The sequence below is a fragment of the Pseudarthrobacter chlorophenolicus A6 genome, assembly GCF_000022025.1.
In the GTDB taxonomy this organism is placed as follows: domain Bacteria; phylum Actinomycetota; class Actinomycetes; order Actinomycetales; family Micrococcaceae; genus Arthrobacter; species Arthrobacter chlorophenolicus.
On the sequence record NC_011886.1, the window covers coordinates 479998 to 494888 of the forward strand.

14 protein-coding genes are annotated in these 14891 nt (G+C 67.4%); 6 read left to right on the forward strand and 8 right to left on the reverse strand.

The genetic code is table 11. The features are described from left to right. The first annotated feature begins 45 nt into the window (after nucleotides 1-45). From ACHL_RS02225 to ACHL_RS24105, 4 genes are all read left to right on the forward strand, one after another. Nucleotides 46-945 (forward strand): fumarylacetoacetate hydrolase family protein, encoded by a 900-nt coding sequence (locus ACHL_RS02225; protein WP_015935676.1) that lies wholly within the window; start codon nucleotides 46-48, stop codon nucleotides 943-945. Then, on the forward strand, nucleotides 945-2798 hold the full coding sequence (locus ACHL_RS02230; protein WP_015935677.1) for an FAD-dependent oxidoreductase: 1854 nt from the start codon (nucleotides 945-947) through the stop codon (nucleotides 2796-2798). The genes ACHL_RS02225 and ACHL_RS02230 overlap by 1 nt, the downstream gene beginning before the upstream one ends. After that, on the forward strand, nucleotides 2776-4011 hold the full coding sequence (locus ACHL_RS02235; RefSeq protein ID WP_015935678.1) for a DUF3500 domain-containing protein: 1236 nt from the start codon (nucleotides 2776-2778) through the stop codon (nucleotides 4009-4011). Before ACHL_RS02230 ends, ACHL_RS02235 begins: the two co-directional genes overlap by 23 nt. A gap of 141 nt (nucleotides 4012-4152) precedes the next feature. Continuing rightward, nucleotides 4153-4350 (forward strand): hypothetical protein, encoded by a 198-nt coding sequence (locus ACHL_RS24105; RefSeq protein ID WP_015935679.1) that lies wholly within the window; start codon nucleotides 4153-4155, stop codon nucleotides 4348-4350. Between the two features lie 64 nt (nucleotides 4351-4414). Here the strand turns inward: ACHL_RS24105 and ACHL_RS02240 are convergent, their stop codons facing one another. From ACHL_RS02240 to ACHL_RS02265, 6 genes are all read right to left on the reverse strand, one after another. Continuing rightward, nucleotides 4415-5485, reverse strand: a complete 1071-nt coding sequence (locus tag ACHL_RS02240; protein ID WP_015935680.1) for a quercetin 2,3-dioxygenase — start codon at nucleotides 5483-5485, stop codon at nucleotides 4415-4417. A 121-nt stretch (nucleotides 5486-5606) separates the two neighbouring features. Continuing rightward, nucleotides 5607-7322: an acyltransferase gene (locus ACHL_RS02245; protein ID WP_015935681.1), complete on the reverse strand. Its 1716-nt coding sequence runs from the start codon at nucleotides 7320-7322 to the stop codon at nucleotides 5607-5609. Beyond that, nucleotides 7319-8245 carry a sugar phosphate isomerase/epimerase family protein gene (locus ACHL_RS02250; protein ID WP_015935682.1) on the reverse strand — a complete coding sequence of 309 codons (927 nt, stop codon included), beginning with the start codon at nucleotides 8243-8245 and terminating at the stop codon, nucleotides 7319-7321. Before ACHL_RS02250 ends, ACHL_RS02245 begins: the two co-directional genes overlap by 4 nt. Nucleotides 8246-8306: 61 nt before the next feature. Then, complete coding sequence (locus ACHL_RS02255; RefSeq protein WP_015935683.1) at nucleotides 8307-9668, reverse strand: BNR-4 repeat-containing protein; 1362 nt, start codon at nucleotides 9666-9668, stop codon at nucleotides 8307-8309. Nucleotides 9669-9764: 96 nt separating this feature from the next. Further along, the gene (locus ACHL_RS02260) at nucleotides 9765-10064 is read right to left on the reverse strand and encodes a DUF4193 domain-containing protein (RefSeq protein ID WP_015935684.1); all 300 of its coding nucleotides are present in this window, start codon (nucleotides 10062-10064) and stop codon (nucleotides 9765-9767) included. 210 nt (nucleotides 10065-10274) lie between these two features. After that, nucleotides 10275-10829, reverse strand: coding sequence for a hypothetical protein (locus tag ACHL_RS02265; protein WP_015935685.1), 555 nt, complete (start codon nucleotides 10827-10829; stop codon nucleotides 10275-10277). Between the two features lie 320 nt (nucleotides 10830-11149). Here ACHL_RS02265 and ACHL_RS02275 point away from each other — a divergent pair, with 320 nt between their 5' ends. Then, on the forward strand, nucleotides 11150-12358 hold the full coding sequence (locus tag ACHL_RS02275) for an aspartate transaminase (protein WP_015935686.1): 1209 nt from the start codon (nucleotides 11150-11152) through the stop codon (nucleotides 12356-12358). 62 nt (nucleotides 12359-12420) lie between these two features. Next, nucleotides 12421-13116, forward strand: coding sequence for a 4-carboxy-4-hydroxy-2-oxoadipate aldolase/oxaloacetate decarboxylase (locus ACHL_RS02280; protein WP_015935687.1), 696 nt, complete (start codon nucleotides 12421-12423; stop codon nucleotides 13114-13116). Nucleotides 13117-13187: 71 nt separating this feature from the next. On the opposite strand, the gene ACHL_RS02285 is transcribed toward ACHL_RS02280, so the two are convergent. Together ACHL_RS02285 and ACHL_RS02290 are read right to left on the reverse strand one after the other, a co-directional pair. Further along, nucleotides 13188-14390: an IS30-like element ISAcl1 family transposase gene (locus ACHL_RS02285; protein WP_015935688.1), complete on the reverse strand. Its 1203-nt coding sequence runs from the start codon at nucleotides 14388-14390 to the stop codon at nucleotides 13188-13190. A gap of 166 nt (nucleotides 14391-14556) precedes the next feature. After that, nucleotides 14557-14799: a hypothetical protein gene (locus ACHL_RS02290; RefSeq protein WP_015935689.1), complete on the reverse strand. Its 243-nt coding sequence runs from the start codon at nucleotides 14797-14799 to the stop codon at nucleotides 14557-14559. Nucleotides 14800-14891 lie beyond the last annotated feature (92 nt).

Here is a 14891-nt window from a genome sequence, read left to right on the forward strand (position 1 = left end):
CCGGGCAGCCCGCCTGCCCGGCCGCCAGACCTGAAAGGCCACCTCATGCAGTTCATCGGCATCAACCGCAACGGCGAACCCTGGGCGGCAGCCCTCGCCGGATCACGCGTCCTTCCGCTCGCCACCGTCGCCGATTTCTGGGCCGACCCCGAAGGCTGGCAGGACAAGGCCGTCACGGTGGTTGCCGGCGGTGCGTCCCAGGCCGGTGCGGAGGGCAACGACGCGTCCGACGCCGGCGCCTGGCTGGAACGGGACAGCGTCACCGAGGTGCCCCTCGTCCCCGCCTCAGCCCGGGTGATTTGCGTGGGCCTGAATTACAAGGCACACGTGGCTGAAGGAAGCTTCAAGGACCAGGAACTGCCCCCGTACCCCACTCTGTTCGCCCGCTGGACGGCATCCTTGTCTGTGGGCGGCGTCCCTGTCCCGGTCCCCGCAGGCGAGGCCGGGCTGGACTGGGAAGGGGAAGTTGCCGCCTATGTGGGCCGCCGGGTCGAATCGGCAGACGAGGCCACCGCGGCGGACTCCGTCTTCGGCTACTCCACCTTCAACGACATCACCTCCCGCAAGGCCCAGAAACTGACCTCGCAGTGGACGCTGGGCAAGAACGGCGACTTCAGCGGTCCCCTGGGACCGCTGGTCAGCCGCGACGAGGTGGGCGATCTCCGCGACGGGCTCCAGGTCCGGACGCTCGTCAACGGCCTCGAAGCCCAGAACGGCAACACCAGGGACATGATCTTCAGCGTCCCGGCCATCATCTCGCTCATCAGCCAGACCTTCACGCTGCACCCGGGCGATGTCATCGCCACCGGCACCCCGGAAGGCGTGGGCTACGCCCGCACCCCGCAGTGGCTGCTGCAGCCAGGCGACACCGTGGTGGTGGAGATCGAGAAGCTCGGCAGCCTGACCACTCCGGTGGGCGATATTTCCCTGCGGAGCCGTGCCTGATGGACACCCTGCAGGGCACCTTCCCGCGCATTTTCCCCGTGACGGATGCGGCGGACATCCCGGACACGGCCCAGGTCCTCATTGCCGGCGGCGGGCCCAGCGGACTGTTCCTGGCGCTGGATCTCGCCTCCCGCGGCGTTGCCAGCACGGTCATCGAACCCCGCACCGGCGTTGACCACACCAGGCCCCGTGCCAAGACCACCAATGCCCGCACCATGACCCACCTGCGCCGGTTGGGGCTTGCGGGGGCGCTCCGGGACGCGTCGCCGCTGCCGGTGGACTATGCCCAGGATGTCATCTTCTGCACCGGTCTCACGGGTCTGGCCGCACACGAGCTGCGGCGTTTCCGCAACGCCTTCCAGCTGGTTCCCGGCCGCTACCGCCCGCAGCCCGAAGGCGGGCAGCAGGTGCCGCAGCCGGTCCTCGAGGAAGTGCTCCGGGCCGCCGCCGCGGAGAATCCGCTGGTGACCTTCGTGACCGGATGGTCTGTCACGCAGGTTGAAATCGCTGGGGTGAGTGCAGGCGCCGGTGAGGATACCGCTGCGCAGGGTGCCGTCGTCGTCATCGCGGATGCCTCGGGCACGTCGCGCACCATCGCGGCCGGATATGTGATCGGGGCCGACGGCGGGTCCTCCGCCGTGCGCCGCAGCCTGGGGATCCGCCTGGAGGGCGGCTCCGCGGCGCTGTCCAACATCAGCATCCTGTTCCGATCGGAGTCGCTGGCCTCCGCCATCACGCTGGACCCGGCCGTGCAGTACTGGGTGGTGGGCGCGGAAACGTCCGGCATGGTGGGGCCCATGGACCTGGCCGGCACCTGGTGGGCCATCGTGCAGGGCGTGGACCCTGCCCTCACCGTCAGCATGCAGGACGCAGGCGCCATGGTCCGCGCTCTGGTGGGCGCCGAGGTGGACATCGAGGTGCTCGCCACAGATCCGTGGACCGCCCGCATGCTGCTGGCCCCCGAGTACAGCCGGGACACCGTCTTCCTGGTGGGCGACGCCGCGCACCTCAACCCGCCGTGGGGCGGGCACGGCTTCAACACCTGCATCGGCGATGCCGCCAACCTGGCCTGGAAGCTCGCCGCCACCATCAACGGCTGGGGCGGCTCTGCGCTGTTGGCCAGCTACGGCCAGGAGCGCCGGCCGGTGGCGGCCCGCACCATCGGCGACGCCGCCCGGAACGGCAAGGCGCTGGCGTACCACTTCGCGGATCCGGAGCTTGCGGCGTCCGGGCCCGCCGGCGACGCCGCCCGGCGTGCCGCCCGCGAAGCCCTGGCCGTCAAGCAGAGCGAGTTCGATTCCCTGGGGCTGGTGCTCGGTTATGCGTATACCGATTCGCCCCTGGTGGTGCCCGATGGCCTGCCTGTGCCGCCTGAGGACCCCATCCATTACGTCCCGTCCGCCAGCCCGGGGTCACTGCTGCCGCATGCCTGGCTGGCGGAGTCCTACTCCCTGTACAGTGCGCTGGGCCCCGGGTTCACGCTGCTGGCCGACGCCGGTGCGCTGGGTAGGGTGCCGGCGGATGAGGCTTTTGCGCCGGTAGTGGAAGCCGCGGCCCGGCAGGGCATTCCGGTGACCGTCGCCGCCGTGGGACTAACCGAGGCGGGCACCCGTCTTTCGGAAATGTGGGGAGCCGAAGCCGTACTGGTCCGGCCCGACCAGCATGTGGCCTGGCGGGGCAACTCCGCCGAAGCCGCCGCGGCCGCACTGTCCCTTGCCGCGGGCCGGCTTCCCGGAGCGCCGCAGGAAACCGCAGCCACTGGGCCTGAGCACGTCCCGGCCACAGAAATCCCAGATTTTCCAGCAGCAGACTTTCCAGCGAGGAGCACCCGTGCCAACGCCGTCATTCCGTGACTACCTGTTCGCCCCGGACCACCCGCGCGTTGCGGAGATCCGCGGCCTGAACGCCCGCGACTACGCCGAGGCCGCGAAGACCGACTCCTTCGCCGGGCCCATGATCGAGGGCTGGCAGAAGCTCTACCCGCAGCCGTTCACCGGCATCACCAGCGACGGCGTGCGGCGCGGGGGCCTGTTTCCGCTCGCTGCCGCCCGGCCGGGGGAGGAGGCGCCGACGGCGGACATGGTGGCCGCCGCGCGCAAGCTCCTCGGCACCCTCACGCCGGAACAGGCGCGGAAGCTGTCCTACGCCGTGGACGCGCCCGAGTGGCAGAGCTGGGCCAACCCCGAGTTCATGCAGCACGACACCGGGCTGCGCCTGGACGAGCTCGGCGGGCCGGCCCGGGACGCGATCCTGGGCGTGGTGGAGGCGAGCCTGTCCGGGCAAGGGTTTGAGCTGGTCCGGAACCTGATGCGCATCAACGGTTTCCTGGGCGAGCTGGTGGAACTGCCGCTGCTGATGAACGAGTTCAGCTACAACTTCGCCCTCTACGGGGAGCCGTCCGAAACGGAACCGTGGGGGTGGCAGCTCTTTGGCCACCACGCGGCGCTGAACTGCCTGGTGGCCGGCACTCAGCTGGTCATCTCGCCGGTGTTCATGGGGGCCGAGCCGGACATGATCGACGCCGGCCCGCACCGGGGCGTGAAGGTGTTCAAGGAACGCATCGCCCTGGCCCGGCAGCTGATGGGAGCACTGCCGGCCGAGCTCCGTTCACGTGCAGTGTCCTACGGCGCCATGGTTGACCCGGCGATGCCCGAGGGCCGGATCCACCCCGGCGACGAGCGGCACCTGGGCGGCTGCTTCCAGGACAACAGGGTGATCCCGTACGAGGGCATCCTGGTGGCGGACATGCCGGCGGAAGCCCGCGAACTCCTGGACGCCGTGGTGGACGACTTCATCGGCTACCTTCCGGACGGACCCCGCGCGGCCCGCCGTCGGGAAATCCAGGAGCAGTACGGCGAGACGTACTTCAGCTGGATCGGCGGCTGGGAGGGGGAGGATGCGTTCTACCTCCGCCTCCAGAGCCCGGTGGTGGTGCTGGAACTGGACCACCACACCGGGGTGTTCCTCAGCAACGATGAACCGGCCCCGTTCCACATGCACACCGTGGTCCGCACCCCCAACGGCAACGACTACGGCCGCGAACTCGTCAGGCAGGCCACCCCCTGACCCGCGGAAGGGCCCGTGGCCGGTGGTTGCCACAGGACATCGCAACTCTGTAACAACCACCGGACCGTGCCCTTCTTACCCGATGTGGGACTGCTGTCCCGGTTACGGTGGGAGGACATACAGGCCAAAAGGGGGAAGCTTGTGGATATCGAAAGAATTGTTTACCTGGGCGTTATAGCGGTGATCGTTGCTGTGGCCTGGTTTGTCCTGGTTCCGCGGACCGCCTCGACGTCGGAAGGCCTGCTCTACGCTTTCCTGGCGGTTGGTGCAGCTGCAGCTCTTCGGCTGTGGTTCACCGCTGCAGTACGGCGCCGTGAGCTGAAGAAGCACTTGCAATGAACGGTCATTGAACAGCAGAAGGCCCGGATTTCCTTTCGGAAGTCCGGGCCTTCGTCATGTCCGTTTAGGGGATGTCCAGGGCTGCGCGGCGCTGCGGCGGGGGCCCGACGACGGTCAGGTCCATCTCCGCCTGGGCGCGGCCGAAGCCTTCCATGTCCATGTACGGCTCGCCGCCCTCGGTGTACATGTAGTCCTCGGTGGGCTTGTTGAAGTACTCGAAGAAGCCGTTGAAGACGGACGGTGTCAGGAAGCCCACCATCTGGGTGTTGTGGGCGTCGAACGCGAACGAGTGGATGGTGCCGGCGGGGGCGTGCAGGAAGTCCCCCTTGGTCAGCAGTACCTCGCGGCCGTTGGCGTAGAGCCACATCCGGCCCTCGGTGCAGAGGAAGTTCTCCGTGTGCTCGGAGTGGAAGTGCAGCGGGATGTAGGGCGACTTGGCGCCCTTGGTGTGCACGGCGAAGTAGTTGGAGCCGGTGTTGGCCGGGCGGGACAGGTAGGTGAACATCGTCTGGTAACTGACCAGCCGCTCACCCTCCCCGGTACTGAGGAAGTACGGGCTCTGCGTGGGCGGCAGGCCGGCGTCGTGCTTGAACGATGGCGCCACGCGCTCCACGTCCGGGAACGTGATACCGAACTCGGCACCCACCTCTGCCTGCTCCTGCAGGCTTGCTTTGTGGCCGGGGCGGACCGGCGGGACGTGCGAATCGATGGGCGTGCCCACCCGCTCGTAGTACGCCTCGCCGCCGCCGGGCGTCATCCAGTTCAGGAACCGGGTGTAATGGCTGGCCATGCGGTAGGCGTGCGGCGTGTTCGGCGGGATGACCACCGAATCGCCGGGAGTGAGGATGCGGCTTTCGCCGGGCAGCCAGACGTGCAGGATGCCGTCGAAGACGTAGAGGGTCTTGTGCTCGATGGCGTGGCTGACGAACGGGGACTCCGCGCCCATGCCGCCCGAGATGTAGGCGGCGCTGAAAATACCGCCGGTGTCAGCAGCCCGGGCGATGACCGTGACCAGCTGGCCGTTGATTTCATACCTGGCGCCCTCGCCGGAGGCCATGTAGTACGGGACGGCCTCGCCCGGCAGCGCATTGGCCACCGGCAGCTGCTTGTTCATTTCCTCCACGCTGAGGGACATCGGTTCCTTCTTTCGGGTCGCCCGGCACGGCCGGAGAGTGAGTCCCCACCAGCATGACGGACTGTCTGCCGCGCGTCAGGCCAGATTTTCATTCAATGAACAGTCCGGTTCCGGCGCGCGGCTACAGCGTGGGAAGCAGGAACGCCGGCTCTGGCCGGTGCACGCCGCGGGGGCGGTAGCCCAGCGCCTCCGAGTGTCCCAGCAGGTCCGCCAGGTACCAGATGATGCTGAGCCACATTTCGGTGCCCTGCAGGCCGGGCAGGTTCTGCTGGCCGCTTTCCGGTGCCGCACTGAAGGCCATGCCCTGCCCGGGGTGCCACTGGCCCAGGGCGTGGTCCAGCTGGGTTGATGCCCAGGCCTTGATGTCAGCCTCCCGGTGCGTCACCTGTTTCCGTGCGAGCCAGAGCGGATGAACAACGTCCAGCACGTTGCAGGCGTTCTGGCGGCCGGCCGCGAAGTACCGGGGATCAGCCCCGTGCTCCAGGACGGTATCGATCAGTTGTTCCGGGTGGGGAACCGGAAGGCCGAACTGGGCGAAGGTGCCGCGGGTGAGTCGGTAGTAGCCGTTGACCACTTTGAGCCGGGTATCGGCCGACGGCGTTCCCCAGGTTCCCGCGGCGCTGTTGACCCGGGTCAGGAGCCAGCCGAACAGGGCCTCCAGGGTGCCGGTGCTTCCAGGGCCCTCCGCGGTCCGGGCCAGGTTCCAGTACTCCGCAGTTCCCCAGGCATCCACCCAGGCGCCGGACTCCCAAGCTTCCTTCCGCCACGGCAGCGCGTTCAGCCGTTCCGCCAGATCGGCTGGTCCGGTCCCCGCCACGGCGTGGATGGGGTGCTTGAAGCCGCTGCCCAGCAGATCGAGGGCGTACCCCACGGAGAGCACATGGTACGTGGCCGCCCCGTTCCCGAAAGCCAGTTCACCGGCGGCCGGCAGTCCGTCCGGGCCGTACTCGGGCACCAGCCCGGTCCGTGGATCCTGCAGCGACGCGAGCCGGTCCACGTGCGCGTCCCTGCTGAGCTGCGGGGGAGCCGCGCGGAGCAGGAGATCTGCGATTTCCACCGCATCGCAGTGGGCGCGGACTGTTGCCGCCGCGCCGGGCCGGTCCACGTAGCGGCCCTCGCCGAAGCCTCCGGTGCCGGACGCCTCCTGCTGCCATGAGCGGGCGATGATCGCCGGTGCATCGGCCCGGGCCGTTCCTGCGAAGGACGCCAGCCGTTCCCGCAGGATCCCCTCACCGTTGGCGGCGGCCCCTTGCCCGCTGGCGGCCTTGCGCGGCGTGCGCCTGTCCCGGATAAACCGTGCGGGGTTGCCGCCAACCACCGCCCAGTCGGGCACGTCCTTGGTCACCACGGCCCCGGCGGCGAGGACCGCGTGGGAACCCACCGTGACGCCGTCGAGCACCACCGCGTTGGAACCGATCCAGACGTCGTCGCCCAAAACGATGCCCTTGCTGGTGAGCGGCTGCCGGAACACCGGTTGGGAGGGGTCCATGGAGTGGTTGAACCCCAGGATGGAGGTGTGCGCGCCGATGCGGACGCCGTCGCCCATGCTGACGGTGCCGCGCACCACCGTGAAAGCGTTCACCGTGCAGTTGCTGCCGATCCGCAGGTCCCCGGTGAGGTACGCGTGGGCGGCGATCAGCGATTCGTCCCCCAGGGCCAGGCTGTCCGGGTCCACCATGGCGAGCGGGGACACGTAGGCCGCGTCGCCGATGGTGATGCCGTCCTTGCCCGCCAGCGCCTGCTGCCGTTCCAGCTGCGCCTCGCGCTGTGCGGCGGTGGCGTTGGCCTGGAAGGTCCAGGGGGAGTAGTCGAAACTGAGGTCTGGCTGGGGGTTCACGGCGTCTCCACAACGGTGTCTCGGGCTGGGGCTGGCTGGTTCCGGGAATTGTCGGCGGGAGGGCGGTCCGGCCAGTGGCGGAGGTACCACGCCTTGGTGGACTCCAGTGCGGTGTCCAGCCGGACCGCATCGGGGTGCCACGCCTTCTCCCATTCCAGGCACAGCAGTCCGGTGTAGCCGCGGTCCCTGAGGAGCCGCGCGAATCCGTCCACCGGGAGGGTGCCGTCCCCGATCGGCACCGGGGTCCGGCTCGCCGGCAGCCCGGCGTCCTTGACCTGGACACTGCCCAGGCCGCTGATGAGCCACGGCGCCAGGACGTTCCAGGTATCCTCAAGGCCTTCGCCCACCCGCCAGGGGTGCATCAGGTCCCACACGGCACCCACCCTTCCCTCCACTTGGGCCAGGATGGCGGCAATGTCTTGTCCGCGGGGGTGGGAATCGTGGGTTTCCAGCGCCGGGAACACGTCCAGCTCTTCGGCGAGGCGGCCGACGGCGGTGAGGCGGCGGGCGGCGAGGGCGTCGACTTCGTGCCGGGCCGCCGTCGTCCGGGGAACCTCCTGGTAGTCGGCGGGCTCCGTGGGGGCGCCGGGAAAGACCCGGACCGTGGGTGCTCCAAGGTCGGCGGCCAGGAACAGTGCGGCCTCCAGGGCGCCCACTACGAGTTCGTCCGGCGCCGGGTCCGCCACCCGGATGTAGCTGGCCAGTCCGGTGATGGCCACGCCGGCGTCCGCAACTTCGGAGCGGAGCCGTGCGCGTTCTTGCCGGGTCATCGCCGGCGCCGCTATCTCGCCCGGCGCGAGCCGCAGTTCAACGCCTGATACGCCGTTCGCGGCCAGCCAGCCCAGCACGGTGCCGAGCCCTTCGCCGGGGGCGCCCAGGGTGGAAACGGTCAGGACCGGGCGGCCCTCTGGAAGGTACTGCAAGGGTCTCCCCGGTGTGTGAGAAATATCGTTTCAACCATTCTTTGCGGGGGCCCCGGACGGGTCAACGGGTTTGGGCGGTTCGATCAGACTCGTTCAGGCGGCTGACGCGCCCCACAACTTCTGCCGTGTACGCCTGCGACGAGCTCATGCTGCCGCGGAACCAGAGGACGGCGTGGACGGACGGATCTCCTGGCACCACGATGGGGCGGAGGTTGTCCATGCCGGAGTTTTCCGTCACCGCGGTCCAGCTCCAGCTGGCACCGCCGTCGGCCGTCCGTCCCCGGTAGATCTCGTAATGGTCCGTGGCCTCACCGGTGCCGGGGTGGACCGGCGCGGAGATGTAGACCTGGTCCAGGTTGTTGGGATCCACGGCACCCAGCCCGGTGTAGTCCTGCTCGTGGGGGAGCAGGCCCGGGCCGGCCACAGCCAGCGGATGCAGGGCCCAGTCCGTTCCGTCGAAGCGCGCGTACAGCAGCCGGTGGTCGTCGACGTCGAGCCGTTGCTCCCGCTGGAGGGGCCCGTTGACGTCGTTGGCCCGGCAGCTGATGATGGCCGCCAGCTGGTTGCCCTGACCGCGCAGGTCTGCGGTCCAGGCGTGGGTGAGGATGTCGCCGTCGATCTCGGTCCCGGCCCGGAAGACGGTGGTGAGGGTGTCCTGGTTGATGCCCGTGGACCCCAGGAGCGGCTTGCTCACCACCTGGCCCTCGGCATCGTGCAGCGCATCGCCGCGGATGAAGCCGTGGTAGATGCTGTTGTTGAAGTCGCGGGGGTGGTGGTCCGTGGTGATCAGGTCGATCCGGTCCACACCATTGCCCCAGTAACGGGTGTAGCCGTTGACGTAGCCCACTTTGGGGCGGGTGAAGAGCTTGCCGCCGTAGCTCCAGGTGGTCCCGTCGTCCCCGGACACCAGCATGGTGGGATCGTCATTGATGGCGCGGACAAAGTTGTAGACGCGGGATTCGGCCTCCAGCCAGTGCAGGTTGGAATAGGTGGCGCCGCGGCCGCCGGCCAGCTCGGTCCAGTCGAAGACCTGCTCGGGCTCCCACTCGGAGGCGTCATGCGGCCGGACGGAGACGCGCCAGCGGGAGTAGTTGTCCGTCTTGTGCCTGGCGTACATGGCCACGTACCTGCCATCCGGCCGGATCAGCAGCGCCGGGGCGTTGTGGTCGTCGGATTCCAGCCGTTCATGCAGCACGTGGACCTGGCTTTGCCCCGTGGCTAAGTCAAGGACTGCCACCTCGATGTTGCCGCCCCGTTCAGCACCGCCAAGCCCCTCCGGTGCGGCGACGGAACCCACCAGCAGAGTGTTGTTGGCCGGATCGATGAGGGCGCGTTCGTCTTGAAACCAGCACCATGCCCCGTTGTCATTGATGCGCACTGTGAAAGCCGTTCTGTGTGGTTGGAGAAGGGTCGCGTGCTTCATTCAACCAGTGGCAACGAGCTTTGGAAAGGGCTTTCCGTTAGTAGCGGCCCAACGGGGCCGGGCGGAAGCGGCCATCCGCCGCCTCCGCAGGACCACTCAGGACTCGCATTCCCTGCAGTACTTCTTCCCGTCCTTTTCCCGTGCCAGCTGGCTGCGGTGGTGGACCAGGAAACAGGACATGCAGGTGAATTCATCCGCCTGCACCGGGACAACCTGGACCTGCAGTTCCTCGTGGGACAGGTCAGCCCCGGGGAGCTCGAAGCTGTCCGCAAGGTCCGTCTCGTCCACATCGGGAGCAGCTTCCCGGCGTCCGGGCTTTTCGGCCTTCAGCTCCTCGATGGCAACGTTCGGCTCGTCTTCCGGCGTCACCCGTGGAGCGTCGTAGTCAACTGCCATTAATACGTTCTCCTCTCTGGCTGTTGAAATCCGGAATCGCCTGCACAGGTTCTTCCGACGGGATTCTTCCCGACCGATTCTTCTGGACAGATACTTCCGAACACGGCAACAACGCCGGGCCGGGGCCATATTATTCCCCTCACGCCCGGCAATTCCAGCACCGTTTCGGAGCGCTCAACAGGGTCCGAAGAACCTGCCGGATGCGTCCGGTCAGGCCTCCGGGCCGGTGTTCACGCCCCGGGTCATCTTGCGTATTTCGTCGTGCTTCAGGCCGCTGGCGGAGGCGAGCTGGTAATCGTCCAGCAGGCGCTGCTTCCGCGCTGCCGCCAGCACCTGGACACGGTGGCGTTCGACGGCGGCACGCGCCGCTTCAACGGCGGTCACCTCGTCCGCGAGTCTGGATATGCTGCGCAGCTGCTCCTCGGCGGGCAGGCCCGAGGGGTACAGCCCGTCCCTGCCCAGGCCGATGCCGCGGATCGTGGTGACCGGCACGCCGGCGGCCTGTGCGATGGTGGTGACCTTCACGCCGTCGCAGACGGCCTGCGCCACGCGTTCGTTGAGCTCGGAGAAAAGGGCCCGCAGCCGGCTGGACCGGAGGGAAATCATCTGCCGCTGCTGCTCCAGCAGGTCCCGGATCTCGCCAACCCGGGCGGCGGCAGGGTCGGGCCGGGCTGAACCCCGGTACCGGTAGGCACCCCTGGGGGAGCCGCCGGAGTGCGTGGCCGCGGCAGCGGCAGTTGGATGGAAGGCGTGGTGGGCGGGCACGGCCGGCTCCTTGCTGCCAAAAGGCTCCTGGGACGAAAGTTGGCGGCGGACCATCCCGGACGGACGGCGGAAAGCCGGCCGCCGGCGTCGTCCGTTATGGCACGGAGCGCGGGAAGGATGTCCAGCCTGCCACGCTACGCGGACCCGCTGGCTGGCGGGGAATACCTATTTGGCGTGGTGCTATAGCGGATTCTTCTGGGTGGAGTGTCATAAGGGCCGCTTATCCGTCCACGCACTTTAGGTCTTATCCAAGGGGGACCTTCGTTCCCTACGCTCGAATGAACCACCCTCATCCGCCCCGGACCCCCTTGGAAGAGACCATGCCTGAATTCGTGCCAGCGTCACGCGTCACCCGAATCAAATCCTCACCCAGTGTGGCCGCAGCGGCCCGCGTCCGGGAGCTCAAGGCCGAGGGCCGGCGGATCCTGGACCTGACGGTGGGCGAACCGGATTTCGACACCCCCCAGCACATCAAGGACGCCGCCATCGCCGCCATTGGCCGCGGCGAAACCAAGTACACCTCCGTCACGGGAACACCCGAGCTCCAGCGGGCCATCCTGCAGACGCTCGAGCGTAAGACCGGGCAGCCGTACACGCCCGCCGAAATCACCATCGGAGGCGGCGGCAAGCAGGTCATCTTCACCGCGTTCATGGCCACCCTCGACGCCGGCGATGAAGTAGTCATTCCCGCCCCCTACTGGGTGTCCTACCCGGACATGGTGCTGGCCAACGAGGGCACGCCCGTGATCGTCCCCTGTTCGGAGGAGACGGGCTTCAAGCTCACTCCGGAGGTGCTGGCAGCCGCCCTCACTGACCGCACCAAGTGGGTCATCCTCAACACGCCGTCCAACCCCACAGGGGCTGTCTACTCCCGTGACGAACTTGCCGGCCTGGCTGCGGTCCTCAGGGAGCACCCCTCCGTCCACGTCCTCACCGACGAGATCTACGATGAGATCCACTTCGGCGCCGAACCCATCACCAGCCTTGTTGCCGTGGCGCCGGAACTCAAGGACCGCGTGCTGGTCACCAACGGCGTCTCCAAGGCGTACGCGATGACCGGCTGGCGGCTGGGCTACGCCGGCGGTCCGGCGACCCTGGTGGCAGCCATTAACAAGCTCCAGTCCCAGATGTCCTCCTGCCCGTCGTCCGTCAGCCAGGCGGCCGCCGCCGCGGCACTCACCGGCGACCAGTCCTTCGTCCGCGAAAGCGTGGCCGTGTACCGCGAACGCCGGGACGCGGCAGTCGCCGGGCTCAACGCCATCGAAGGCCTGCACTGCGCGACGCCGGACGGCGCCTTCTACGCGTACGTCAACTGCGGCGGGGTCATTGGCAAGACGACGCCGGGCGGACAGCTGATTGCCAATGACGAGGACTTCACCCTCTATCTGCTCGACGCCGCCTCCGTGGCCGTCATCCAGGGATCGGCCTACGGCGTGGGCCCGTACTTCCGGATCTCCTACGCCACGGGATTGCCCGTGATCGAGGAATCCATCGCTGCCATCGAAAAATCGGTCCTGGCGCTCTCCTGAGCCCGGGTTCCGCATCCGCCCCCTGAAACACCTCCCTTTCCAGCCTCTCCAGGAGCCATCCCGTGATCCACGTCAAGACCAAGTTCGACAAGCCCTCCGAGGACGCCATCGAACGCCTCTCCAAGTTCTCCTCCGCCACAGTCCACGAAGCCCAGGGGCGCAAAGGTGCGCTGAGCTCCAAGATCAAGCCGATCGACCGCAGCATGTCCTTTTGTGGCCCGGCCGTCACCGTAGTGTGCGCGCCGCGGGACAACCTCATGCTGCAGGTGGCCATCCACTACGCCCAGAAGGGTGACGTTGTCCTGGTCGCCGCCGGTGAGTTCGAGGAAGCCGGAACGTTCGGCGATGTGCTGGGCAACGCCATGAAGGCCAAGGGCGTGGCCGCCATGGTCACCGATTCCGGCGTCCGCGACACCAAGGACCTGATCGAGCTCGGGCTACCCGTATTCTCCGGCAGCGTCTGCATCAAGGGGACTGTCAAGGAAACCATCGGCCCCATCAACCACCCCCTGGTGTTCGGCGATGAAATCGTCTACCCCGGGGACGTCCTGCTGGGCGACGCCGACGGCGTGGTGGTGGTCCGCAAGGACGAGATCGAGGAAGTCATCAAGCTGTCCCAGGCACGCGTGGACGCCGAAGACGAACTCATCCGCCTCTACAAGGCCGGCGGCACCACCATCGAGCTGTGCAAGCTGACGGATGTCCTGAAGGCCAAGGGCCTGCTGGTGGAGGACGCCGAGCTGGAGCCGGCTCTGTAGCTCCCGCCACCTCATCGATTGCTGGGTAATTGCCGTTTTGACCTTGGAAAGTCAAGTGGTGGTTGCAACGGTTAGGCTGCTGCGGCGAGGAGGAGTTCGTTGAATTTCTGCTTGGGGGTTGCGAGGCCGAGGGTGGGGCGTGGCCGGTTGTTGAGGCTGTCCTGAACCCGTTTGAGGTCCTTTGCCGTGTGGACGGACAGGTCCGTGCTTTTTGCGAACCAGTGCCGCAGGAGTCTGTTGGTGTTCTCGTTGGTGCCTCGTTGCCAGGGCGAGTGGGGGTCGCAGAAATAGACGTCCGCATCGATCGCTATCTGGATTTGGGCGTAGCGGGCCATCTCGATGCCGCGGTCGTAGGTCAGGGTCTTGCGCAGGTCCGCCGGCAGTTCCGCAAACGCGGTGATCATGGCTCTGGCGACCTCGTCTGCGCTGTGGCCGTTGGGCAGGTGCAGCAGCATGGTGTACCGGGTCGAGCGTTCAACACAGGTTCCGATCGCTGAGTTGCTGGCGACCGAGCCAAGGATCAAGTCGCATTCCCAGTGTCCGGGTACGGCCCGGTCCGCGGCTTCGGCCGGGCGTTCGGGGATTTTCAGCGCGTCCTTGAACGGGCTGTTGTTCCGGCCCCGGCCGCGTCCATCGCTGACCCGTTTGGCCCGGCCGGTGCTCAACTGCCGGTACAGGTCCTGGCGGACATGTCCGCGGCCCTGGACGTAAATGGCCTGGTAGATCGTCTCGTGGCTGATCTGCATCCTCTCATCGTCCGGGAAAGCACGGGCCAGCACCAGCGAGCACAGCTGCGGGGACCAGCCCTCGTCCATGGCGGACTCCACGAACCGGGCCAGCGGCTTATGGGCGAGTTTATGCTCCTTGGGCCGGCGGGCATTCTGCCCGGCCTTCAACTGCGCGACGTCGGACTGGTATGTGCCGTCCTCGCAGCAGTTCCGCCTGGCCTCGCGCCAGATCACCGATCGGTCCCGGCCCAGTTCCCTGCCGATCGCCGCGTAGGACCAGCCATCGCGCGGGCGGACCATGATCACCGCCCGTTCCGACAGGCTCAACCTGCCCGAGCCAGGGGCGCCGTCCGGAAACGGCGCCCCTACCGGTCCTTCACGTTTGCCTCTCGACATCTCCACAGGGCCCATCCTCCGGACCCAATGCCGCACCGTAGAGGACCACAGGCCCGACACGCGGCACGTCTCACTGATCGAGGCCCCCTGCCGCAAAAGCGCAAAGAACCCGTCCCTGACCGCATCCCCAAAAACGTACCCCGCCGGCATCGCAACACCCCTTCAACGGTTTCGTTGCAACGACCGTATGAATCCGCCCCTCTCATAACGGCAGTTACTCAGCAATCGATTCTTAAATGACGGGGCCCGGGGTTCCTTTCGGAACTCCGGGCCTTCCCCGTGCCGGACTGTATTTCAACCGATGATGTGGCGGGTGTCAGTTCATGCCGGGCAGGAGGTGCGACGGCGGACCTGCCTGGGAATCGTCCAGGTACCACATGGTGGAACCGCGCTTGCCCGGCGGCATCATGCTTCCTTCAAAGACAAAGACGGGGTCCGACGCCGGTCCGTCCTCGGGCCGCCAGAATCCGTTCGTGGGGCAATGCGAACCGGTGCTCGCCTTGAGTTGGATCCTTCTGTCCGAGGATTTCCGGTACTGCAGGGTGGTGATCTTTTTCATTGCTGGGCTCCAAAGGAATTATTTGTGCCGGGAAAACGCCGTTGGCGAACCCTTTATGGCTTTTATCCTAGGACTTCCGTAATTCCGTGGAT